Origin of the sequence: Pseudodesulfovibrio karagichevae (assembly GCF_041414475.1) — a bacterium.
In the GTDB taxonomy this organism is placed as follows: domain Bacteria; phylum Desulfobacterota; class Desulfovibrionia; order Desulfovibrionales; family Desulfovibrionaceae; genus Pseudodesulfovibrio; species Pseudodesulfovibrio karagichevae.
The window spans coordinates 62,861-86,591 of the sequence record NZ_JBGLYH010000002.1 but is presented as its reverse complement, the minus strand read 5'-3'; the positions used below and the strand labels follow the sequence as shown (position 1 = coordinate 86,591).

21 protein-coding genes are annotated in these 23,731 nt (G+C 65.1%); 16 read left to right on the top strand and 5 right to left on the bottom strand.

The window, feature by feature from the left end:
- Positions 1-4 precede the first annotated feature (4 nt).
- The 9 genes from AB6M95_RS01200 to AB6M95_RS01160 all read left to right on the top strand — a co-directional run bounded on the left by AB6M95_RS01200 (position 5) and on the right by AB6M95_RS01160 (position 11,933).
- Positions 5-1,381 (top strand): glutamine synthetase family protein, encoded by a 1,377-nt coding sequence (locus tag AB6M95_RS01200; protein WP_371384902.1) that lies wholly within the window; start codon positions 5-7, stop codon positions 1,379-1,381.
- Between the two features lie 82 nt (positions 1,382-1,463).
- Positions 1,464-2,561, top strand: coding sequence for a C45 family autoproteolytic acyltransferase/hydrolase (locus AB6M95_RS01195; protein ID WP_371384901.1), 1,098 nt, complete (start codon positions 1,464-1,466; stop codon positions 2,559-2,561).
- A 71-nt stretch (positions 2,562-2,632) separates the two neighbouring features.
- A complete protein-coding gene (locus AB6M95_RS01190) occupies positions 2,633-4,198 on the top strand; it encodes an extracellular solute-binding protein (RefSeq protein ID WP_371384900.1) in 1,566 nt (521 codons plus the stop codon).
- Positions 4,199-4,257: 59 nt separating this feature from the next.
- Positions 4,258-5,187, top strand: a complete 930-nt coding sequence (locus AB6M95_RS01185; RefSeq protein ID WP_371384899.1) for a carbohydrate ABC transporter permease — start codon at positions 4,258-4,260, stop codon at positions 5,185-5,187.
- Positions 5,188-6,048: a carbohydrate ABC transporter permease gene (locus AB6M95_RS01180; protein ID WP_371384898.1), complete on the top strand. Its 861-nt coding sequence runs from the start codon at positions 5,188-5,190 to the stop codon at positions 6,046-6,048.
- The gene (locus AB6M95_RS01175; protein WP_371384897.1) at positions 6,045-7,157 is read left to right on the top strand and encodes an ABC transporter ATP-binding protein; all 1,113 of its coding nucleotides are present in this window, start codon (positions 6,045-6,047) and stop codon (positions 7,155-7,157) included. The genes AB6M95_RS01180 and AB6M95_RS01175 overlap by 4 nt, the downstream gene beginning before the upstream one ends.
- Positions 7,157-8,278, top strand: coding sequence for an ABC transporter ATP-binding protein (locus tag AB6M95_RS01170; RefSeq protein ID WP_371384896.1), 1,122 nt, complete (start codon positions 7,157-7,159; stop codon positions 8,276-8,278). The genes AB6M95_RS01175 and AB6M95_RS01170 overlap by 1 nt, the downstream gene beginning before the upstream one ends.
- The gene (locus AB6M95_RS01165; protein ID WP_371384895.1) at positions 8,275-9,255 is read left to right on the top strand and encodes a radical SAM protein; all 981 of its coding nucleotides are present in this window, start codon (positions 8,275-8,277) and stop codon (positions 9,253-9,255) included. The genes AB6M95_RS01170 and AB6M95_RS01165 overlap by 4 nt, the downstream gene beginning before the upstream one ends.
- Entirely contained in the window at positions 9,252-11,933 is a 2,682-nt protein-coding gene (locus tag AB6M95_RS01160) for a molybdopterin-dependent oxidoreductase (RefSeq protein WP_371384894.1), read from the top strand. The genes AB6M95_RS01165 and AB6M95_RS01160 overlap by 4 nt, the downstream gene beginning before the upstream one ends.
- Before the next feature lie 116 nt (positions 11,934-12,049).
- Here AB6M95_RS01160 and AB6M95_RS01155 read toward each other — a convergent pair whose 3' ends face one another.
- From AB6M95_RS01155 to AB6M95_RS01145, 3 genes are all read right to left on the bottom strand, one after another.
- Positions 12,050-12,868 (bottom strand): DODA-type extradiol aromatic ring-opening family dioxygenase, encoded by an 819-nt coding sequence (locus AB6M95_RS01155; RefSeq protein ID WP_371384893.1) that lies wholly within the window; start codon positions 12,866-12,868, stop codon positions 12,050-12,052.
- 9 nt (positions 12,869-12,877) lie between these two features.
- Positions 12,878-13,969: an ADP-ribosylglycohydrolase family protein gene (locus AB6M95_RS01150; RefSeq protein WP_371384892.1), complete on the bottom strand. Its 1,092-nt coding sequence runs from the start codon at positions 13,967-13,969 to the stop codon at positions 12,878-12,880.
- Between the two features lie 165 nt (positions 13,970-14,134).
- Positions 14,135-14,419, bottom strand: coding sequence for a hypothetical protein (locus AB6M95_RS01145; protein WP_371384891.1), 285 nt, complete (start codon positions 14,417-14,419; stop codon positions 14,135-14,137).
- 137 nt (positions 14,420-14,556) lie between these two features.
- Here AB6M95_RS01145 and AB6M95_RS01140 point away from each other — a divergent pair, with 137 nt between their 5' ends.
- A complete protein-coding gene (locus AB6M95_RS01140; RefSeq protein ID WP_371384890.1) occupies positions 14,557-14,745 on the top strand; it encodes a hypothetical protein in 189 nt (62 codons plus the stop codon).
- A gap of 180 nt (positions 14,746-14,925) precedes the next feature.
- Here AB6M95_RS01140 and mazG read toward each other — a convergent pair whose 3' ends face one another.
- Positions 14,926-15,732: a nucleoside triphosphate pyrophosphohydrolase gene (gene mazG / locus AB6M95_RS01135; RefSeq protein ID WP_371384889.1), complete on the bottom strand. Its 807-nt coding sequence runs from the start codon at positions 15,730-15,732 to the stop codon at positions 14,926-14,928.
- Positions 15,733-15,779: 47 nt separating this feature from the next.
- Positions 15,780-16,301 carry a CvpA family protein gene (locus AB6M95_RS01130; RefSeq protein WP_371384888.1) on the bottom strand — a complete coding sequence of 174 codons (522 nt, stop codon included), beginning with the start codon at positions 16,299-16,301 and terminating at the stop codon, positions 15,780-15,782.
- 190 nt (positions 16,302-16,491) lie between these two features.
- On the opposite strand from AB6M95_RS01130, the gene rfbC reads away from it, so the two are divergent.
- The 6 genes from rfbC (at position 16,492) to qrcD (ending at position 23,438) form a co-directional block, all read left to right on the top strand.
- Positions 16,492-17,061 (top strand): dTDP-4-dehydrorhamnose 3,5-epimerase, encoded by a 570-nt coding sequence (rfbC, locus tag AB6M95_RS01125; RefSeq protein WP_371384887.1) that lies wholly within the window; start codon positions 16,492-16,494, stop codon positions 17,059-17,061.
- 3 nt (positions 17,062-17,064) lie between these two features.
- Positions 17,065-18,495: a mannose-1-phosphate guanylyltransferase/mannose-6-phosphate isomerase gene (locus tag AB6M95_RS01120; protein ID WP_371384886.1), complete on the top strand. Its 1,431-nt coding sequence runs from the start codon at positions 17,065-17,067 to the stop codon at positions 18,493-18,495.
- Positions 18,496-18,665: 170 nt separating this feature from the next.
- Positions 18,666-19,415 (top strand): cytochrome c3 family protein, encoded by a 750-nt coding sequence (locus tag AB6M95_RS01115; protein ID WP_371384885.1) that lies wholly within the window; start codon positions 18,666-18,668, stop codon positions 19,413-19,415.
- A 13-nt stretch (positions 19,416-19,428) separates the two neighbouring features.
- Positions 19,429-21,375, top strand: coding sequence for a menaquinone reductase molybdopterin-binding-like subunit QrcB (gene qrcB / locus AB6M95_RS01110; RefSeq protein ID WP_371384884.1), 1,947 nt, complete (start codon positions 19,429-19,431; stop codon positions 21,373-21,375).
- A 12-nt stretch (positions 21,376-21,387) separates the two neighbouring features.
- Entirely contained in the window at positions 21,388-22,200 is an 813-nt protein-coding gene (gene qrcC, locus AB6M95_RS01105; RefSeq protein WP_371384883.1) for a menaquinone reductase iron-sulfur cluster-binding subunit QrcC, read from the top strand.
- An 11-nt stretch (positions 22,201-22,211) separates the two neighbouring features.
- Positions 22,212-23,438: a menaquinone reductase integral membrane subunit QrcD gene (gene qrcD / locus AB6M95_RS01100; RefSeq protein WP_371384882.1), complete on the top strand. Its 1,227-nt coding sequence runs from the start codon at positions 22,212-22,214 to the stop codon at positions 23,436-23,438.
- Positions 23,439-23,731: the final 293 nt, after the last annotated feature.

Below are 23,731 nucleotides of genomic sequence, written 5' to 3'. Positions count from 1 at the left end.
GACGATGAGCCTGCCAAAATCCACTTCCATCGACAGCATCAAGAAGCAGATTCGGGACAACGACATCCATTTTGTCCGTTTCGAGCAAGCGGATCTGTACGGCGTGTCCCGAAGCAAGACCGTGCCGGTCGGCGCGTTCATGGACTACATAGAAAACGGCCTGAATTTCTACGGCGGGCTGCTCGGCCTGGACATCCAGTCCATGGTCCCCAAGGGCACGGGCTATGCCGAGGAGGTCGCCTTCGAGGACCACTGCACCGTGCCGGACCTGTCCACCTTCACGGTCCTGCCCTGGGTGCCCAACACCGCCAACATCACCGTGGACCCGTACTGGTACGACGGCCGTCCGGCCATGGCCTCCCCGCGCCTGCTGCTCAAGAAGATCATCGATGAGTTCGACGCCATGGGCTACATCTGCCGCCTGGGCTACGAGTTCGAGTTCTACGTGCTCGACAAGGAGACCAAAAAGCCGGTCTACGACGGCCAGCCCATCTTCGTCACCCTGAAGAACAACTTCGACATCGACTACACTTACGACCTGATGCGCAAGATGGACCAGGCCGGGGTGCGGATCATCACCCAGAACTCCGAGCACGGACCCGGCCAGCAGGAGATCAACCTCTACTATCAGGACGGCCTGGCCGCAGCCGACACCGCCTTCCTCTACAAGATGGGCTGCAAGGAGATCTCCCTTCAGCACGGCTACATCGCCACCTGGCTGACCAAGCCGTTCATCAACTCCAGCGCCTCGGGCTCCCATTTCCACGTCTCGCTCATCGACAAGAAGACCGGCAGGAACGCCTTCAACGCCCCGGACGGCGAATGCGGCCTGTCCGACCTGGCCCGCGACTTCCTGGCGGGCATGCTCAAGCACGCCCGGGCCAACACTGTGTTCACCGCTCCGACCGTCAACTGCTACAAGCGCTACCGGGTCAACTCGTTTGCCCCGCACACCGCCACCTGGGGCATGGAAAACCGCACCGTGGGCATCCGCCTGAAGGGCTGCCGGGGCGAGTCCACCCACTTCGAGAACCGCCTGGCCTGCGGCGGGGCCAACCCGTACCTCCTGGCCCTGTCCACCCTGGCCGCCGGGCTGGAGGGCATCCGCTCCAAGCCCGAACTGCCCGATCCGGTCCTGGGCATCGCCTACGACGACGACACCCTGCCGAGGCTCCCGTTCACCCTGGACGAGGCCGTGGAGGCCTTCGAGAACGACATCGACCTGCACGCCGTGCTCGACCCCGAGTTCATCAAGCTGGTCCTGGCCGTGAAGAAGTTCGAGATCGAGACCGCCAGGGCCCGGTTCGAGGACTACGGCACCCCGGCATTCAACAACCGCGTCGATCCCTGGGAATGGGACTACTACATGGAACTGCTTTAGGCACCGTACCTCCCGATCCGGGGAGGGGGATTCCTTCCAACGGCCCCCTCCCCGTGCGGTGACCCCATCAACAGGAGCATCAATGAGCACCATCCCCGTCATAGCATTGTCCGGCACCCCGTTCGAAATGGGGCGCGCCCACGGCCAGGCCCTGAAGGACCTGATCGTCGAGTTCGTGGAGTCCGTGACCTCGGTCCACCAGATGAACAACGGGTTCATCCGCGTGGACAAGGACCGGCTCGAAACCTTTTGCATGAAGAATCTCGGTTTCCTGGAGAAGTTCTCGCCGGACCTCGTCGAGGAGATGCGCGGCATCGCTGACGGCGCGAGCGTGACCTTCAGGGAAATTCTCTACCTCAACTCCTTCCTGGAGCTGGAGGACCTGCGCGCGCCCGGCATCGGCGGCACGGTCCTGCCCGACGGGCTGTGGGGGTGCACCACCTTCAACGTCACGAATGAGGCGGGGGAGAATGGCCGGGCCTACATCGGCCAGACCTACGACATGGAGAAGTACTACGAGAAATTTCTCTGCCTGCTGCGCATCACCCCCGACAACGGCCCGACCCAGCTGGTGGTGTCGTTCGCCGGAATCCTCGGCCTGAACGGCCTGAACTCTGCGGGCGTGGGCGCGGTCATCAACAAGGTCACGGCCACGGACGCCCGGCCCGGAGTGGTCTACCCGTTCATCATGCGCAAGGCGCTGGCGAGCATGCGCATCGGCGACGCGCTGGGCGCGGCCATCTTTTCACCCCGCGCGGGCGGCATCAACTACCAGTTCGCCGGGAGCGGGGTGGCCTTCTGCGCCGAGACCTCGGCGGCCTGCTACCAGCTTCTCGACATCGACGGGAGCATCGCCCACACGAACCACTTCGTGGGCCGGGACATGCGCCGTTTCGAGACCCCCAACTGGCTGTCCCACGGCGGCTCCATGGTGCGCAAACAGGTGGCCGACGCTTTCCTGAAGAGGCATCGGGGCGTGCTGAATCCCGACAAGCTCAAGGAGCTGACCCGGGACCACACCAACCATCCCCGGTGCATCTGCGCCCACGGGTTCCCCGGCGAGGACCCGAAGACGGCCTTTCACACCGTGTTCGCCGTGATCATGGACCCCGAAGCGGGGTGGCTGGAGCTGTGTTCCGGCAACCCCTGCGAGAATACCTACGAGCGCCACGTCCTCTGACGCGGCGCAAATCGGCTGATGTTCGGTAGCTGGCAAGCGATTTCAACATATTAAGCAAGTTGAGGTGTGCAATGGAAAAGAACCCGAAGCTGGAAAAAACCCTGCAGGAGTATGAGGCCGGAGGCATGACCCGCCGGTCGTTCCTCAAGACCATGACCACCCTGGGCGTGGCCGCGGCCGTGGCCAACGCCGTGGCCCTGTCGCCGCTGGGCGCGGTCAAGGCGTTCGCGGCCATCAACGGCCCCGAGGAGCGCGCCTGGGCCCTGGCCAAGGTGGCCGCCGCCAAGGCCACGAAAAAGACCCTGACCCTGCTCATCCCCACCGGCTCCATCGGCAACATGACCCCGTATGTGGACAAGTGGAAGAACGAACTCGGCATCACCCTGGAGTTCATCGAGGAGCCGGACGAGGTCGTCCACACCAAGGGCATGCAGGAGGCCGTGGCCAAGACCGGCCGTTACGACGTCATGATGCCCACGGCCATGTCCTACCCGGACTGGATCGACTCCGGCGTCATCTACGATTTGACCGACTGGACCGACAAGTACGACCCCGAGCTGTTCAACAAGGAATACGGCGTCGTCTTCCCGGCCTCCCACCACGCCCAGCTGTACAACGGCCGCGTGGCCGGTCTGCTCAACGACGGCGACCAGATCACCCTGCTGTGCCGCAAGGACTACCTGGAGGATTCCGCCAAGGCCAAGGCCTTCGAGGACAAGTTCGGCCGCAAGCTGGCCGTGCCCGACACCTGGAAGGAATACTACGAGCTGGCCTCCTTCATGCACGATCCGGCCAACGGCTTCTACGGCTCCCTGGAGTACCGTTCCCCGTACTACGTCAAGTGGATGTTCATGCAGCGCCTCGTGTCCAAGGGCATGCTCTACTTCGACGGCGAGATGAACCCGACCTTCAACTCCGACGAAGGCGTGGCGGCCCTGGAAGACATGCTCGCCATGAACCAGTTCCTGCATCCCGACGCCTTCTCCTTCACCTGGTCCTCCAACTACAACGCGTTCGGACGCGGCGAAGGCTTCATGAACATCGTCTGGCCGTCCGGCTTCAAGTACTCCAAGGCCCCGTCCACCGGCCCGGCCACCACCGGCCACATCGCGGCCACGGTCATGCCCGCCGACTACACCAAGGACGGCACCAAGCTGTACGCGGGCATGTTCTGCTGGGGCTACGGCTACGCGGTCTCCAAGTACTCCGCCAACCCCGAGCTGGCCTACGCCTACGCCCAGTGGATGACCTCCCCGACCATCTCTGCCGACGCCATCCCGTACCTCGGCGGCTACTCCGACCCGTACCGCGTCAACCACATGCTCCAGCCCACCGAGCGGCTGGTCGAGACCTACACCAAGCCGTACCTGAACACCCTGTACAACAACATGGTCAACACCGTGCCCGACTTCTGCCTGCCCGGCGGTTTCGAGTACCAGGACGCCCTGGACAAGGAAGTGCACGCCTGCATGACCGGCTCCAAGAAGCCCAAGGAGGCCCTGGACCGGGCCGCCCAGAAGTTCGACCGCATCACCCGGCGCATCGGCAGGGACAAGGTCAAGGGCGCCTGGCTCGCCCTGACCAGCCACCTGGCCGATCCCATCAAGAAGGCCGCCGGCGTCGACCAGTGGTCCTGATCAATCATTAACCTCAAGCCGGTCCGGGGCGCGCGCCCCGGACCGGCAAGGTGGAAAACGTGACACAAACAGCTATCGGCACTTCGTCAAACCGCAAGGGGTTCAGCAACAAGGCCATCGCCCGCGTCTTTACCGTGCCGGGACAGGTGGTCTCCCTGCTGGTCCTGGTCATGCCGCTTCTGGTGGCATTGTACATGAGCTTCACGGACTGGTCCCCCACGCGCGGCTCCCTGTTCGACGCCTCGTTCGTGGGCTTCGACAACTATTCGGAACTGCTCGTCTGGGACACCCGGTTCATCTACGCGGTCATCCGGACCATCCTCATCTCGGGCATCAGCCTGTGTCTCGAGTTCACCTTCGGCCTCGGCCTGGCGGTCCTGTTCCTGCGGAAATTCCGGGGCAAGTCCGTGCTCTTCTCGGCCTTCCTGACGCCCATGATGATCCTGCCCGTGGTGGTGGGGTACATCTTCTGGATGCTCTTCCAGTCCAACGGGCCCATCAACCAGATGCTCGAATTTGTGTTCGGGGCCCAGGCCGCCATGGACTGGTTCCGGTCCGCCGCACCGGCGATCCTGGCGGTCATCGTCACCGAGGTCTGGCACTGGACGCCGCTCTTCTTCCTGATCCTGCTCTCCGGGCTCAACTCCGTGCCCGAGAACCCGATCCGGGCGGCGGTCATCCTCGGGGCCAACCCCCGCCAAGTGTTCTGGCGCGTGGTCATGCCCACGCTCAAGCCGGTCATCATCGTGGCCTTCGTCATCCGGGCCATGGAGGTCATCAAGCTCTTCGACGAGGTCTACATGCTCACGCGGGGCGGCCCCGGCTCCTCCACCGAGACCATCAGCCTGTACATCTACAAGCTGGCCTTCAACGATTTTCAGCTCGCCTACGGCGCGGCCGCGGCCTTCCTGGTCCTGGTGGGATCGCTCCTGCTGGTCCACATGCTGCTCGCCCCGGTGCGCAACCAGCTCCTGGAGGGCGACAAGTAAATGCAAGACAAGAAACTCACCCCCGTGCAGACCGTGATCATGGGCGTGTCCCTGGTCGTGGTCCTGTTCCCGGTCTTCTGGATCCTGATGACGGCCATCAAGCCGCCCACGGACTGGAACGCCTCCCCGGCCATCTGGGTCCCGTCCGAACCGACCTTCGTCAACTTCCAGACCCTGTTCGACCCGGACGCGCTCGGCAAGTACGGCGTGGGCGGCGTGAGCCAGCCCGCCACCAAGGCGGTCTTCGGCTCGCTGCTGGCGACCATCGTCTCGACCACCCTGTCCGTGATCATCGGGCTTTTCTCGGCCATCGGCATCTCGCGCTACGGGAACAACTCCAAGTCCACGCCGCTGATCATCCTGTCCGGGCGCATGTTTCCGCCCGCGGCCATCGCCGTGCCGTTCGTGATCATCTTCTCGAACGTCGGGCTCATCGACAGCTACACGGGGCTCATCGCCATCTACGTGGCGGTCACGCTGCCGTTCTCCACCTGGATGCTCAAATCCTTCGTGGACGACCTGCCGCGCGAGATCGAGGAGGCGGCCATGATCGACGGGCGCGGCAAGCTGGCCGCGCACCTGACCGTGACCATCCCGCTCATCCGGGGCGGGCTGTTCGCCACGACCATGTTCATCTTCATCCTCAACTGGTCGGAGTTCATGTTCGCCCTGGTCCTGTCCTATTCGAACATCTCGACCATCCCGGTCCAGCTCGCCAAGTACGTCACGGCCACGGCCGGGACCCTGTACGGCGTGCAGGCCGCCCTGGCCGTGCTGGCCATGGTTCCCCTGGTCATCGTCGGCTACCTCATCCAAGGCCACCTCGCCCGTGGCATGACATTCGGAGCGATCAAGCAATGAGTAGACCCAAATTGGAACTGGTGCAGCTGCGCAAGGAATATTCCGACGGCAACGTCATCGCCGTGGACAATATCGACCTGGCCGTGGAGGCCGGGGAGACCGTGGCCCTGCTGGGATCAAGCGGCTGCGGCAAGTCCACCACCCTGAACATGATCGTCGGCCTGGAGCAGCCCACCGGCGGCGACATCCAGATCGACGGGGCCACCGTGGTCAACACCCCGGCGGGCAAGCGCAACGTGGGGCTGGTCTTCCAGGACTACGCGGTCTTCACCCACATGACCGTGCGCAAGAACCTGGCCTTCGGCCTGGAGGTGCGCGGCAAGTACGTGCTCGAGATCAACCGGGCCGTGGAGGGCGTGGCCGAACTGCTCGGCATGAAGGACAAGCTCGACGTCAGCGTGCGTGAGCTGGGCGGTTCGGAACTCCAGCGGGTGGCCATCGGCCGCACCCTGGTGACCAAGCCGGAGATCCTGCTCCTGGACGAACCCCTGTCCAACCTGGAGGCCGAGGCCCGGCTGGCCATGCGCCGCGAGCTGCGGCGGCTCCAGAGCGAGATCGGCCTGACCATCATCTACGTGACCCACGACCAGGTGGAGGCGCTGTCGCTGGCCGACCGCATTGCGGTCATGAACGCGGGCCACATCCTCCAGGTGGAGGAGACCTCGGCCATCTTCGCCCGGCCGGACCACACCTTCGTGGCCGGGTTCCTGGGCTCGCCGCCCATGAACCTGCTGCGCGGCAAGTTCGCGACCAAAGGCGGGGCCGTCGAGTTTCGCAAGGACGGCTTCCGCCTGGCCATGGGGGAGAGCGCCGACGGTTCGGCCCCCACCGGATACTACACCCTGGGCGTGCGGCCCGAGGCCCTGTGCCTCTCGGCTTCGCCGTCGCCCGCCATCACCGGCCGGGTCCACAACGTGGAGCCGCGCGGCCCGGAGATGGTCGTCACCGTGGAGACGGGCAACGAGACGCTGACCCTGGTCACGCCGCCCTCGGACTGCCTGCGCACGGGCGACCCCGTGGGATTGGACATAGACTTCGACTCCCTGGTCTTCTTCGGCGGGGACAGCAACCGCCGCGAGGAAATCGCCGTGGCGGGGAGGTTATTCTGATGACGACCGCCAACACCGGGGGCCGGCCCCCCGTACTGCGCCTGGAAGCCGTGAGCAAGCGGTTCCGGGACAACCAGGCTCTGGGCGAGGTGGATTTCACCGTGCCCGACGCCTCCCTGACCGTTATCCTCGGCCCGGCCGGGGCGGGCAAGACCACGACCCTGCGCATCATCGCCGGGCTCGAGACGCCGGAACAGGGGCGCGTGCTCCTGGGCGGGCAGGACGTGGGCCAGTGGGAGCCGCGCGACCGCAACGTGGCCATGATCTTCGACAACCTGGCGCTGTATCCGAACAAGAGCGGCTATGACAACATCGCCTCGCCCCTGGTCATCCGCAGGGAGCCGGAGGGCACTATCAGGGAGCGGGTGGAGGCCATCGCCAAGACCCTGCAGATCGGCCACGTGCTCGGGCGGCTGCCCAAGACCATGTCCGGCGGCGAGAAGCAGCGCGTGGCCCTGGGCCGGGCGCTCATCCGCACGCCCCAGCTCTTCCTGCTCGACGAGCCTCTGTCCAGCCTGGACGCCAAGCTGCGCATCGAGTTGCGCGCGGAACTGCGGCGCATGCAGCGCGAGCAGGGCTACACCTTCCTGATGGCCACCCCCGACTACCACGAGGCCATGGCCATCGCCGACACGGTGATCATGCTGAGCAAGGGCAGGGTGGTCCAGGTGGACGCGCCCCAGACCATCTACGACCTGCCCGCCGACCGCGAGACCGCCTGTTTCGTGGGCGCGCCCCAGATCAACCTGTTCGAGGGCGTTTATGACGAAGGTACGGGCAACGTCCGCATCGCGGCGGCCGGGGTCACCCTGGCCGCTCCCGCCCACCTGGCCGCAGCACTCAAGGCCAAGGGCCGCGGGTTCGAGCTGGGCATCCGCCCGGAGAACCTGGCCCTGACCTCCCCGGAGGACGCCCCGGCGGCGGGCGAGCTGGTGGACATCGAGCCCCTCGGGCCCAAGTCCGTGGCCACGGTGCGCGTCAAGGACGCGGAGTTCCGCGTGCTCATCGACAGCCGCGACGTGCCCGGCCTGGCGCTCAACGAGCCCATCGGCGTGACCCCGGTGCACACCGAGCGCATGGTCGCCTTCGACATCGAGACAGGGTTGCGGCTGCGGGCATGATCAACATCTTCGTCACCTACCGGTGCAACCTGGCCTGTTCCTACTGCTTCGCCAGGGAGCTGCACGCCGAGTACCCCGAGGACCTGACCGAGGCCGGCTTCGACCGGCTCCTCGAATGGATGGAACGGGCGCAGCTCCCGGCCGCGGCCTTCATCGGCGGCGAGCCGACCCTGCACCCGCTGCTGGCGTACATGATCGAGCGCACGGCCGAGGCGGGCATCTCCCCGGTGCTGTTCACCAACGGGCTGTTCCCCTCGGAACTGGCCGACCGGCTCGCGCCCGTGGTCTCCAACTTCGTGGTCAACTGCAACGAGCCGTCCATGTACACGGAAAAGCAGGCCGCGCTGCTGGACGCGAACCTGTCGCGCATAGCGGCCTCCGGGGCCCGGCTGACCTTCTCCAAGAACTTCTCGAGCCGGTACTGCGAGTACGACTACCTGCTCGAGGCGTGCGCGAAATACGGGGTGCAGTCCGTGCGCTACGACATCTCCCGGCCGTCCATCTCGGCGGGCAATGACCACTTCACCAACGACGACACCCGGCGGATCATCTCGCACATCGTCCGTTTCGTGAAGGCGTGCGAGGAGCGGGGCGTGCGCACCGGGCTTGATTGCAGCGTTCGATTGTGCGACCTCAGGATCGAGGATCGGAACTACCTGGAGCGGGTGTCCATGAAGTTTTCCGGGGTTTGCCATCCGTCCATCGACGTGCACCCGGACCTGTCCGCGTCCTATTGCCTGCCCATGCGCGACATCTCGGTGCCGGACGTGACCGCCTTCCCCAACCAGGACGCGGTCATGTGGCATTTCGCCGAGCGGGTGCGGCCCATCCGCAAGGCCAACGTGTCCACGGACTGCCTGGAATGCCGGGACTTCATGCGCCGCTGCCAGGGCGGGTGCATGGCCCTGCGCCGGGCCTCGGGCCTGGCCTGTTGTGAACCGGACTCAGACGGTCAAGAAAAGGAAACAGAAGAATGAGCCAACGCAAGATCGTCACCACCTGTACCCGCGACTGTCCCAACTCCTGCGGGCTCATCGCCACCGTGGAGAACGGGCGGCTGGTCAAGCTCTCGGGCGATCCGGACCATCCCCTGACCGGCGGCGCGGCCTGCCACAAAACCGCCAAGTACATCAAGCGCGTGTACAGCGCCGAGCGGATCACCCACCCCCTGCGCAAGGTGGACGGGCAGTGGCGGCGGGCCACCTGGGACGAGGTCCTGGACCTGGTGGCCGATAAGCTCAAATCGGTGGTGGCCGAGTCCGGGCCTGAGGCGGTCCTCTATTACCAGGGGTACGGCGAGCGCACGGCCCTCAAGCTCCTGAACAAGTATTTCTTCAACCTGCTCGGCGGGGCCACGACCATGCGCGGCTCCCTGTGCGGCGGGGCGGGGCAGGGGGCCCAGAACCTCGACTTCGGCGAGCGCGTGTCCCACGACCCGCTGGACCACTTCAATTCCAGATCCATGATCCTGTGGGCGCGCAACCCGGTGTCCACCAACATCTCCCTGGTCAGGATCGCCAAGGACATCAAGAAGCGCGGCGGCCGCGTGGTGGTCGTGGACCCGGCGCGCAGCCTGTCCGTGAACATCGCCACCCATCACGTGCGGCCCAAGCCCGGCCGCGACGGCTGCCTGGCCATGGCCGCGGCCAAGCTCATCCTGGAGGCCGGGGCCGAGGACCGCGATTTTATCGAGAACCGGGCCGAGGGCTGGGCCGAGTACAAGGGTATCCTGGATTCCTTTTCCGTGCCCGAGCTCTGCTCCCTGGCCGGAGTCCCGGTCACGGACGCGGAGCTTTTGGCCGACACGCTGATGAACCAGTTTCCGACCTCCATCCTGCTCGGCTGGGGGCTGCACCGCCACGAGTACGCCCACTACGCCATCCGGCCCATCGACGCGCTCGGCGGCGTCGCGGGCATCCTCGGCGTGGCGGGCGGCGGGGTCAGCCAGGGGTTCGAGGAATACGGCCCCTACGATCAGGCGTACTGGGGCGACCACCTGCACCCGGACCACCGGACCCTGCTCATCGCCAAGGTGGGCGAGGAGATCCTGAACGCCCGCGACCCGGAGATCCGCATGATCGTGGTCACGGCGGGCAACCCGGTGTGCATGGCCCCCAACGCGGACAAGATCGTCAGGGCGTTCAGGAAGGCCCAGATGGTCGTCTATTCCGGCCATTTCCTGGACGACACCGCCGAACTGGCCGATATATTCTGGCCCGCCACGACCTTTCTTGAGGAAGACGACCTCATGGCCAGCTACGGCCACAATTTCGTGGGGCCGGTCAATGCGGCCATCGAGCCGGTGGGCGAGACCAAATCCGAATTCCAAATGTTCCAGGAACTGGCCGGGCGGTTCACGTTCGCCTGCCAATACCAGCGGTCCGTGGACCAATGGCTGCAGGCCATCTGCGCCCCGCTCTGGCAGCAGGGCACGGACCTCGAAAGCCTGCGCAAGGGCCCGTTCCGCCTGGAAGCGCCCATGGTCCCGTATGCGGACGGCATGTTCCCCACCGAGTCCGGCAAGTTCCGGTTCATGACCGAGTTCGATCCGGCCGTGCTCCAGGACGAGGACCCGGAGTACCCCTACAAGCTCCTGACCATCGCGCCTCACGGTTACATCTGTTCCGAGCGCACCCTGGCCGAGCACGACGCCCTGCCGGAGGTCGTCCTGAGCACGGCCGAGGCCCGCAAGCGGGGCTTGACCGACGGCGGCCATGTGGTCGTGCGCAGCCCATACGGCCGACTCATGGCCCTGCTCAAGGTGGACGAGGCCATGCGCCACGACGTGCTCATCACCGAGCGCGGCGGCTGGAACAAGGCGGGCCACGGGTTCAATTTCCTGACCAAGGACATCGCGTCCGTGGTGGGCCAGGGCACCCCGTTCTACGAGTCCAGGGTCACGGTGGAGCCGTGCCCCAAGGACGGCGTCGTCGGTTCGAGCGTGCTGGTGGTCCAGCACTCGGACGAGTCGCCCGGCGGCAATTTCACCAAGGAGCTGGCGCGGCAGGGCTGCGTCCTGACCACGATCATGCCCACGGAAGGGGACCCGCTTCCGGCCACGCCCGACGGCTTCGACCGGCTGGTGGTTCTGGGCGGCCCGCAGCACGCCTTCGACGACGAGAAGACGCCGCATTTCCCGGCGCTGCTGCAACTGATGCGCGACTTCGACGCGGCCGGAAAGCCCGTGGCGGGCATCTGCCTGGGCTGCCAGCTCCTGGCCCGCGCGCACGGCGCCGGGGCCTGGACCATGCCCGCGCTGGAGTTCGGCTACGTGCCGCTCTCCCTGACCGGGGCGGGCCGTGCCGACCCCGTCCTGGGCCAGGCCGGGCCGGTGCCGCCGCTCATGGAATTCCACGAGGACTCCTTCGACCTGCCCGAGGGGGCCGAACTGCTGGTCACGGGCGCGGACTGCGCCAATCAGTGCTTCCGCGTCGGCCGCGCGTCCTACGGGTTCCAGTTCCACCTGGAGCTGGATTCCCTCGGTGCGCAGGCGTGGTTCGACGAGTTCGAGCGCGGCGACATCGATGCCTACGCCAAGTATCGCGGCCAGTTCACCAAAGAGTTTTTCGCCGAGATGCGCAGCCGGTTTCCGCTGCTCGTTCCGCAGTCCGGGGACTTCTGCCGGAACGTGGCCCGGAACTGGCTCAAGCTCTAGGCCCCGCGCCCGAAAGGGAAAGGGGAGCCTCCTTCCGGGAGGCTCCCCTTTTTTGTCGTTTTGTCGGCATTCCCCGGCGGGGCCGGGCCTAATGGTCCGATTCCCCTTCAATCCGTTCAGGCCGGTTGCCAGAGATAGGTGCTCGCGGCCTTGCCGATGATGGTCAGCCGGAAGTGCTCGTCGCACGGGCGGCCCGTCGCGCCGCAGCAGACGTGCAGGGGCAGCAGGTGCTCCTCGCGCGGGTGGCAGTAGCGGGCGTGCGGGGCGTCCTCCCAATGGACCAGCCGCGCCGAGCGTTCGTCCTGGCTCAGGGCCGGGTCGGCGCAGGTTTCGACGAGCCAGTGCTGGAACTCGTCGTTGGCCTTGGTGGTCTCGGCCGTGTCCGGGGTGAAGAAGGCGCGCATGTTGTGGAAGGAGAACCCCGAGCCGAGGATGAGCAGGTTCTCAATATCGAGCCCGGCCAGGGCCTCGCCCAGGGCCAGGTGCGCGGCCGGGGCGAGTCCCTTGATCAGCGACAGCTGGACGCAGGGGATGTCCGCCTCGGGGTACATGATCTTTAGCGGAACGAACAGGCCGTGGTCGAAGCCGCGCTCCCCCTCCGTGCCGCAGGGCAAGCCGCGCGCGGCCAGGGCCTCGCGCACGGCGCCGGACAGGGCGTCGTCCCCGGGGGCGGGGTAGGCGATCTCGTAGGACTCCGGCGGGAAGCCGTAGTAGTCGTAATAGAGCGGCTGGTCGGCCCCGACGGTCACGGTCGGCGCGGCCTCCTCCCAGTGCGCGCTGACCACCAGGATGGCGGACGGCCTGACGATGCGCGAGGCGAGGACCTTGAGGTTGTCGATCATCTCCGCGTGGCCGGGGTCGTCCAGCAGGGGCAGGGGGCCCGCCCCGTGGGAGACGTAGATCACGGCCGGGGAGCCGTGTCGGGTATCGTTCATGGCGTTTCCTTATATTTCGGGCGGCTCGGCCGCCTGTTCGGCCAGTTCGAGGGCCAGGGCGCGCAGCTCCCCGCCCCGTTCCAGGCCGTCGAGGAAGCGTTGGGGGATGCCGGACAGCCCCACCTGGGCCCCGACGAGGGTCCCGGCCAGGATGGCCCGGACCTGGTTCTGCCCGCCCCCGTTGAGCGCGTGCAGCACGGCCGATTCGAAGTCGTCACGGAAGCGGGCCGCCAGGTAATAGGCCGCCGGGAGCATGTGGTAGATGGCGCAGGGCATGCCGTAGACCAGGGAGACCTTCCAGGCGGGCTCGATGCGGATGTCCGGATCGGCTGCGGCCCGGGCCATGTAGCTCGGCGAGAGCAGGGCGTCGGGCGAGGCGAAGCGGCCCGCGCGCGGCGGGTCCGGGTCGCCGGGGCGCGGGGGCTTGAGCCCGTCGCGGGTCACGGCGTGGAAGGGCAGGGCGTTTTTCTTGACGAGGTCCATGAGCTTGTCGGACAGGCTCGCGTCGAGCGCGTTCCCCTGGACGAGCTGGGCGAGCACCGCGCCGTAGGCCACGGTCAGGGACAGGACCAGGTCGTCGGACTGGGTCAGGGCCGCGTTGCGGCTGACCGCCTCGGCCAGGCGGCCCGGATCGAGGGCGTAGCGCACGGCGATGGCCAGGGTGCGCTCGATGGCCTCGGTGGTGTCGGCGTGCCCGGCGGTCTGGCCCCAGGGGAGTTTTTGCTCCACCCGCCTGCGCCAGGCCTCTCGGATGGACTGGCTGGTGTAGCCGCCGGGACCGTTGGCCGGTTGCCCGTTGAGCAGGGGGAAGAGCTCTTCGTCCATGCGGCGGCAGAAGTCCGCCTCGTCGTATTCGCCGCGCTCGGTGAGGGAGCGGGCGGTCAGTTCGAGGATGAACCCGGACTGGGACGACTGCCCGGCCTTCATGCCGTCGTGGTAGCGGCCCGGCCTGGGGTCGGTGTAGCCGGTGATCCACGGGCCGTAGTCGCGGCGCAGTTCGTCCAGGTCGTAGTACCAGTGGGGGCCCAGCCCCAGCGCGTCGCCGATCCAGGCGCCCATCAGCGCGCCCGCCGCGCGGTCCCGCATGCCCTCGTTCGTCATGTCGCCTCCGATGTTGCCGGTCGGGGAAGGCGGATCGCCGTCCCATGCACAGCGTACGGCGGATGGATATTTTTCGGAAGTTTTTTTCCGCATTGCGCCAAAGAGTAGCCCCGCCCCTCCATTGCGGAAGGGCGGGGGTCCTTTCGGGGCGTTATCTCCGAACCGTCAGATGATGGTGTTGACGACCGAGCCCTTGGCGTAGGGGCCGAGGACGTCGGTCTGGAAGTTGTAGCTTTGGGCCAGGCCGGCCTTGTCCGCCGTCGAGGTCCCGGGGTTCATGTAATCCAGGGTTTTCGAGACGAGCGACGCCTCGGCGGAGACCTTGTCCACCGGAGCGGGGCTCGGGCCGCTGTCGTTCATGTAGTCCAGGGTCTCGGAAACCACGGCAGCGCCGAACGTCTGTTGGTCGAACGGCGAGTAGCTTCCGAATCCGCCGATTGCCATGGTCATACGCACTCTCCTGCCTTCAGGGCGGAAATAACGCCTATCCGCCTTTTCGGCATTTTCCCGTATATCTTTAGGGTAGGTTGAGGAAAAATATAGCCAATGAATACAAACGGGTGTATGGAGAGAATAGGGAGAGGCCCATGAACATCGATTATATATGGCTCGTCGTCGCCTTCGCGATCACCGCCGTCGTCGGCGTGGTGCTGCACCGCTGGCAGCGGCCGGTGCTGCCCAGGCTCTACGTCTGGATCACCCTGGCCGGGACTCTGTTCGCCACCTATTACATATTAAACGTGTTTTTTGGGACCGGCCGCACGGGTTGGCCATGATGCCGCTTGGGAGGGAGCGATGGACAGGACATTGATGCTGATTGCCGCCGTGGCGGCGGGAGCGGGCGTGGCCGCCCTGGCCGTCTGGAGGCTCAAGTCGCGCTGCGCGCCGTGAGTGCTGACGTACGCGGCCATCGGCGCGGGTATCGTCGTGTTCTATATTCTCGAGTATCTGTTCGGCTAGGACTGTTCCCAGTCCTTGACCTCGTCCCACAGTCCGTTCATCTCGTCCAGGCCCAGGTCGGTCAGGACGAGGCCGCGCATCTCGGCCAGCTCCTCCATCTTGGCGAACCGGGCCAGGAACTTCTGGTTGGCGAAGTCGAGCGCCGCGTTGGCCTTGATGCCCTTGCGCCTGCCCAGCTCCACCAGGGTGAACAGGTAGTCGCCGAATTCCTTTTCCGATTCCTCGGCGTGGCCCGAGGCCATGGCCTCCTGCCATTCGTCCCATTCCTCCTTGAGGTGGGCCTCCACGTCCCGGTCGGATTCCCAGGTGAACCCATTGCGGGCGGCCTTGGAGTTGATGCGGTAGGCCTTGAGCATGGGCGGCAGGCCCGAGGGCAGGGAGTCGAAGACCCGCTTGCGGTTGGTGCCCTTGTTCTCCTCGCGCTTGGTCTTTTCCCAGTTGTCCCACAGCTCGGTGATGTCGTCGAAGTGCTTGTCGCCGAACACGTGGGGGTGGCGGCGGATCATCTTGGCCGCGCTGTAGTTCAGCGAGTCGGCCAGGGTGTGGGAGCCCTTCCGCTCGTACAGGGTGGCCATGAACAGGAGGATGAACATGACGTCACCCAGTTCCTCCATGGCCTCGCGGGCGTCGCCCGAGCGGATGCCCTCGATCAGTTCGAAGGCCTCCTCGGCCAGGTAGTCGCACAGGGTCAGCGGGGTCTGTTCCTTGTCCCAGGGGCAGCCGCCGGGCGCGATCAGGGCGTCGATGACCCCGAGCAGCTCGCGCATGGCCAGGGCCGGGGCGTCATGTTTCGTTTCGCTCATGGCGAATCTCCTTGCAAGAAAGGGAAAGCGGGTTGTGAAAACCGGCACTACTCGGCGTCGTCGCTGCGCCGGATGCCCAGCGCGCTCTTGGCCGAGTCCAGGGCCTGGGGCAGGTCGACGTATTCGCCCATCTTGTCCACCATGTGCTGCGCCTTGGGCACGATGTACGATTCATTGAGAATGTCGGACTTGGGGGCGAAGGTCTGGAGGAACATCAGTCCCACCAGGCAGATGAGCATGCCTTCGAGCAGGCCGAAGACGCCGCCCAGGGTGCGGTCGATCCAGCCGAGCAGGGAGATCTCCAGCACGCTGCGGATCAGTTTGGTCACCAGCCAGACCACCACCAGGGTGCCGATGAAGATCAGCGAGTAGGACAGGGCGCTGACCGTGATGTCGCTCGAGATGTACATCTTGAGGTGCGGGGCCAGGGCGTCGTCGAAGCGGGAGGCCAGGAAAATGGCCAGGACCACGGCGATCAGCGACAGGACTTCCTGCACCAGGCCGCGGAAGAGACCGCGCAGGACGAAAAGGGCGACAATGCAGATGAGAATGATGTCCAGAAAATTCATGTAAATGCACCCATGGTCGGCTGAAGTGAACTTCCTCACAGAGCCCTAGCAAACTGAGGCTGAAATGTGAACCGGATTCGAGACATATTTTTGCAAGGGGTCGTCCCGGGAAATTCGCGCCGGGGTTGTGTCCCTTGCTGAACTCGGCTACATGAACACCAATCGCCTGTCTTTTTGCAAGGAGTCGTGAATGCAGGTCCATGAGACGGAATTCCCCGGTCTGCTCGTCCTGGTTCCCAAGGTATTCCAGGATGAACGGGGCTTTTTTCTGGAAAGCTACAACGCCGGGCATTTCCGTGAGATCGGCATAGACTGCGGGTTCGTCCAGGACAACCACGCCTACTCCAGGGACGTCGGCGTGCTGCGCGGGTTCCATTTCCAGGTGCCGCCCATGGCCCAGGCCAAGCTGGTCTGGGTGACGCGGGGCGCGGTCCTGGACGTGGTCGTGGACCTGCGCAAGGGGGCGCCCACCTACGGACAGGCCGAGCACGTCATCCTGAGCGCCGCCAATTTCAAGCGCATGTTCATCCCCAAGGGTTTCGGCCACGCGTACGTGACCATCATGCCGGACACCGAGTTCCAGTACAAGGTGGACGCGCCGTATTCGCCTGCCCACGAGGGCGGCCTGGCCTGGGACGACCCGGACATCGGCATGGACTGGACGCCCGCCCTGCAGGGCAGGGAGCCCATTCTTTCCGAAAAGGACCGGCGGCTGCCCGGACTGGCCGGTTTCGAATCCCCCTTTACCTTCGAGGACTGATCCATGACCCGAACCGATCCGGTCGCTCCGTCGTTCGCCGAGGACTGCCACGCCATCATCCTGGCGGGCGGGTCCGGCACCCGGCTGTGGCCCCTCTCCCGGAACCTGCTGCCCAAGCAGCTGCTGGTCCTGGGGGGCACGTCCACCCTGTTGCAGCAGACCGTGGCCCGCGTGCTCGCGGTCTTCCCCCCGGACCATATCTGGGTGGTGACCAACGAGGAGCACGTCTTCGAGGTGCGCAAGCAAGTGGCGGGCCTGGACAAGGGGCTGGAAGGGCAGGTCCTGGCCGAGCCGCTGGGCCGCAACACTCTGCCCGCCATCATGCTCGGCCTGGACAGGGTGGTGGAGGCCAATCCCAAGGCCCTGGCCGCCGTGTTCCCGTCCGACCATCTCGTCAGCGACGGCAAGGCGTGGGCCCGCGACCTGGCGCGCGCCTCCGAGCTGGCCGCGCAAAAGCGCTTCGTGACCTTCGGCGTGCAGCCGGACAAGCCCGAGACCGGCTACGGGTACATCGCCCTGGGCGAGGACCTCGGGGGCAACGCCTTTGCGGTCCAGGGGTTCGTGGAGAAGCCCGACTTCCTGACCGCGGACCGGTTCCTGCGCGAGGGCACCCACCTGTGGAACAGCGGCATGTTCCTGTTCTCGGCCAAGCATTTTTTGACCCAGGTGGCCCGGTGCGAGCCTGCCCTGTGGGAGTGGTGGATGGGCCGGGACGAGGCCCCGCTGGTCCAGGGGTACCGCGACATCCCCAACATCTCGGTGGACTACGGCGTGGTCGAGAAGATCGACAACATCACCGTGGTCAAGGCCGGGTTCGAGTGGGACGACCTGGGCAGCTGGGAGGCCATGTACCGGCTGGGCGACAAGGACGCGGACGGCAACGTGGTCCGGGGCGACGTCCTGGCCATGCACTGCGCGAACTGCCTGCTCATCAGCGAGGGCGGCAAGCTGGCCGTGTCCGGGCTCAAGGATATGATTATGGTCCAGACCCGGGACGCCACCCTGGCCTGTCCCATGGACCAGGTGCAGACCGTGCGCGACGTGGTCGCCGCCCTCAAGGCCCAGGGCAGCCGGCTGGTGGAGAGCCACACCACGGTGTACCGCCCGTGGGGCAACTACACGGTGCTGGAGGAGGGGCCGCAGTACAAGATCAAGCGCATCCAGGTCACGCCCGGGGCGCGCCTGAGTTCGCAGATGCACCATCACCGCAGCGAGCACTGGGTGGTGGTGGACGGCACGGCCGAGGTGGAGGTGGACAACGAGCCGCGAATTCTGGTGGAGAACCAGTCGGTTGACATTCCCAAGGCCTCCCAGCACCGGCTGGCCAATCCGGGCAAGGTCCCGCTGAACATCATCGAGATACAGAGCGGGCCGTACCTGGAGGAAGACGACATCGTCCGTTTCGACGATGTCTACGGCCGGGTGAAGAAATAGATTTCCGGTCGATTGTTGCTGGCTACCAATTGGAATATTTAGTGTTTTACCTGCTCAAGAGTTCGTGAAAATTTTCATATTCTCTTGACACCAAAACGATTGGTGCCTTATGGAAACGTAGTTCAATTGGTGTGATTTTCACATTAACTTTAGAGTGATGGGGCGAGGTTATGGAGGAAAGAAAAGCATCAAAACGGTGTGGAGGGGTGTTCCCCTTTATCATCGGCTTCCTGGCTACCTGCGTCTTGGGGTGGGCTGTTATCCCCGGTCTGTTCTTCGAAAAGGAGGAACAACCCGTTTGGTTCAGCCACGCCGTGCACGTGGAAGGTCAGGGAATGGATTGCGAAAGCTGTCACTATTTCCGGGATGACGGCACCTACGCCGGTTTCCCGACCAACGAAGTCTGCGCCGAATGTCACGCGGTCGATCCCGAAGAGGCCCAGGCGGCCATTGCGGAGGAAGGCATCGACCCGACCGACTACGACGCCATCATGAAGGCCGGCATCGGCGCCATCGAGGACAATCTGGCTTCCTCGGACGAGGACAAGATGCAGGCCGAACGCGAGTACGTGGTCAAGTATCTTATCCAGGGCAAGGAAGTCCCCTGGCTGAATTACCAGTACCAGCCGGACAACGTCTACTTCTCGCACGCTTCGCACATGAGCCTCTCCATCGAGGACTTGGCGAGCCTGAAGAAGGAATTGTCCGACGTGGTCGATCCCTCGGTCTTCGAGGGCGAGGCCCCCGAGCAGAACTGCAACCTCTGCCATCCGAAGGACATCCAGGCGAACGATGTGCCGCCGGCCTTGGAGCGCAACATCCTGTCCGGGTACAGCAAGACCACCATGAAGATGTGGAAGTGCGAACGGTGTCACGCCCTCAAGGGCCAGCCCAACGCCTGCTACACCTGTCACAAGTAAAGGGGTACTGAGAATGAGCGTAGCACGCAGAACTTTTATTCAGTTGGGTGCGGGCGCCACCGTCGGTATTCTTTTTACTCCGACGGTCTGGAAAGCCCTTGATGATGTCTCCATCTGGACGCAGAACTGGCCCTGGATCCCCACGTTGAAATACGGGGCGGTCGAGAACAGGCCCACCGTGTCCAAGATGTGCGAGTCCGGTTGCGCCGTGAAGGTCCGGACCGTTGCCGGTGAGCCCTTCGGGACCATGGGCAACGTTGACAACCCGATCTCGGGAGGCGGCATCTGCCCCCTGTGCGCCAACGGCGTCCAGGTCAAGAACAGCCCCAACCGGATCAAGGCCCCCATGCTGGACGGCCAAGAGATTTCCTGGGAGAAAGCCCGGGAGGTCGTGGCCGAAAAGCTGGCCGCCGCCGGTTCCAAGATCGCGGTCATCTCCGGCGATCAGACCGGCACCGCCAATGAGGTCTTCTCCGCGCTGCTGGCCGACAAGGGCAGCGACGCCTTTTATGTAATGCCCTGCGACATGCAGGCGGCCGACAAGGCCTGGACCGGCCTGATGGGCGGCTCCGGCCAGATCGGCTACGACCTGGAAGGGGCCGACCTGGTCCTCCTGGCCGGGGCCGACGCCCTGGAATCCTGGGGGCCGACGGTCGCCAACCTCAAGTCGTTCGCGGCCAACGAGTCCGGCAAGTTCATCTTCGCCGGTCCCATGCAGACCAAGACCGCTTCCGTGACCTCCAAGTGGGTCCCGGTTCCGGCCGAGGGCATGGCCGCCTTCACCCTGGGCATCGCCTACTATGTCCTGCAGGCCGGTAAGTCCGTCAATACGGACGACTTCGGCCAGTTCAAGGCCATGGTCATGAGCGAGTACACCCCGGCCAAGGTCGAGGCAGCCACCGGCGTCAAGGCCGACCAGATGGCCGCCCTGGCCAAGCAGCTGCTGACCGCCTCCAACCCGGTGGTCGTTCCGGCCGGCCCGGTCGCGGCCCACGGCGCGGCGTTCGCGCTGAACCTGCTGCTCGGCGGCGCCATGAAGGCCCTGCCCGAGTTCGCCAAGGCCATCCCCTCCGCCATGAGCCGCTCCGAGATGCTCAAGGCGGACATCCTGGAAGGCGTGGACACCGACCTGCTGTTCGTCTACGAGGCCAACCCCGCCTACGCCCTGCCCGAAAAGGTCAAGGCCGGCTTCACCGTCGCCTTCGACGTGGTCCAGACCGAAACCACGGCCACGGCCAACCTGGTCCTGCCGAGCCTGCATCCCTATGAGCGGTTCGACGACCTGGTCAGCCCCTACGGCATGGCCGCCGCCACCTATTCCCTGGGCGTGCCGGTCTGCAAACCGTCGGTCGACGCGTCCTCCGCCGCCACCTTCATCCTCGGCCTGGCCGACCTCGGCTTCGAGTCCTTCGAAGAGGTCCTCGGCGCCAAGGTGGAGGCCATCGGCGCGGACATGGATGCCCTGCAGGGCGGCGAGGCTTACGTGGTCGAGGGCGAGGCCCCGATGGCCGCCTCTCTTGCTGCCAACGTGCTGGGCAAGGCTGCGGTTCCCGTCAAGGGCACCGGCGCCGTGGGGCTGGCTCCCTACACCCTGCTCAACGTCGGCACCGCCAACCAGGCCACCACGCCCAACGCGCCGTGCACCATCAGCAACAACCAGCTGGTCGGCGACCACATGGTCGTGATGATGGGTTCGGCCACCGCCAAGCAGCTCGGCGTATCCGTCGGGTCCAAGGTCAAGCTCTCCGGCGGGAAGGGCGAATGCGAAGCCCTGGTGCAGATCTTCGAAGGCGTCATGCCCGGCGTCGTGGCCGCTCCCCTGGGGTTGGGCCACACCGTGGGCGACGAGTTCTCGAAGGGCAAGGGCGATAATGTCTACAAGATCCTCACGGTGAGCTCGGAGGCTGCCGCCGGCGCCTCCACATGGGCCGGTTCCACTGTGAACGTCGCCAAAATCTAGGGGGAACCGTCAATGCAAACGAAAGAATTCAAAATCAGATGGGGCATGGTCATTGATATTGACAAATGCACCGGCTGCGGGGCCTGCATGGTCGGCTGCCAGGTGGAGAACAATATCGCTCCCATGACCAAGAGCGACCCCTATAACTATGTTCAGGCCCTGACCAAGCCGCGCGACGACGCGTCCAACAAGCTCAGGACCCTGACGTGGATGAACGTCTACGAACTGTCCAACGGCAAGGCGTTTCCGGAACACGAGACCGCCTACCTGCCGCGTCCCTGCATGCAGTGCGGCAGCCCGGCCTGCGTGCCCGTCTGCCCGGTCGTGGCCACGGACAAGAACGAGGAGGGCGGCATCGTCTCCCAGATCTACCCCCGTTGCATCGGATGTAGATACTGCATGGCCGCCTGCCCCTACCATGCCCGGTACTTCAACTGGTGGGATCCCCTCTGGCCGGAAGGCATGGACAAGGGCTTGAGCCCGTCCACCTCCGTGCGTCCGCGCGGCGTGGTCGAGAAGTGCAGCTTCTGCCACTCCCGCTACCTGCAGGCCAAAGACAAGGCCCGCCTGGACGGCGAGGATCCGATGAACCTGCCCGAGGGCGCGTACACCACGGCCTGTGCAGACATCTGCCCGACCAAGGCGATCACCTTCGGCGACCTGAACAACCCGGAGCACAAGGTGCATGAGCTGTCCAAGAGCCCGCACGCGTTCCGTCTGCTCGAGAAGCTGGGTCTGCACCCGCAGGTCTACTACATGTCCGAGCGCGAATGGGTCCGCAAGCAGGGCGACAACTACAACGCCGAAGCCGGCGGACACCACTAGGAGGCTGAACAATGGATAGCAAACTCTTCCCGGAAGGGGCGCAGCGCTGCTCTTTCGGCAAGTTCCTGATTTGGACAGCCGTCATTCTGGCCTTCTTCCTGTGGGGCCTCTATGCCGCCGTGCTCGTCCTCTACAATGGAATCGGCACCACCGGCCTGGACAACTACTTCGGGTTCGGTGCCTGGATCACCTTCGACCTGGCCGTGATCGCCTTGGGCGCCGGCGCGTTCTTCACCGGCCTGCTCAAGTACATCCTCAAGATCAAACAGCTTGAGAAGATCATCAACCTGACCGTCGTCGTGGGCTTCATCTGCTACTCCGGGGCCATGCTGGTCCTGACGCTCGACATCGGGCAGCCCGGCCGCGCATGGTTCGGGTACTGGCATCCGAACGTCCACTCCATGCTGACCGAAGTCATCTTCTGCATCACCTGCTACTGCACCGTCCTGATCATCGAGTTCATCCCGCTGGTCCTGGAGCAGAAGCAGCTGAACAAAATTCCCTTCATCCACGCTCTGGCCCACAACATGCATGTGAACATGGCGCTGTTCGCCGGTATCGGCGCGTTCCTGTCCACCTTCCACCAGGGTTCCCTGGGCGGCATGTACGGCGTCCTGATCGGCCGTCCCTTTGCCTTCCGCGAGGGCTTCTTCATCTGGCCGTGGACCTTCTTCCTGTTCGTCCTCTCCGCCGTGGGTTCCGGGCCGGTCTTCACCGTCCTGGTCGCCACCTTCATGGAGAAGCTGACCGGCAAGAAACTCGTGGACTACAAGACCAAGGCCCTCATGGGCAAGATCGCCGGCACCATGCTGACCGTCTACATGTTCTTCAAGATCCTGGACACCTGGGCGTGGGCCACCGGCTACCTGCCCTCCGTGGGCCTGACCTTCGACGAGATGTTCTACGGCCTGGTCTACGGCAAGTGGCTGCTCTACACGGAGATCGTCCTGTGCGGCGTGGTTCCGGCCATCATGCTGATCACCCCGTCCATCCGCAACCGTCCGGCCCTGCTGTACACCGCGGCCATCCTGGACTGCGCGGGCGTGTCCCTGAACCGGTACATCTTCACCGTCCAGACCATCGCCTTCCCGGCCATGCCGTTCGACTCCTGGCAGGTTTACGCCCCCAACTGGGTGGAGTACGCCTCCTCGATCATGATCGTGGCCTACGGCTTCCTGGTCCTGACCCTGGTGTACCGCTATCTGCCGCTGTTCCCGCAGGAACGCGAGCTGAACTAGGTCCGTCTCCCCATCACCAACAAGAGACCGCTCCCCGGAGCGGTCTTTTTTTTGGGGCAAGGGCGGAACGGCTTCCGGCCTCGCCTTCCCCTCCCGTGCAAGGGCACTGAGTCCCCGTCTTTTTTTTTTTCGCGGCGCGAAGGGCGGAATTCCGGTTGTCCAGGCGCGGCGGGCCGTTCCCGGACGGGGGCGGAGTGCCTGATGAGGATTTATACCCGGTTTGCCTGATGGTCGAAAAGGGCGTATTCATTGTGCAATAGACTGCCCTTGACCGGAGGGCGGGAACGGGGCGG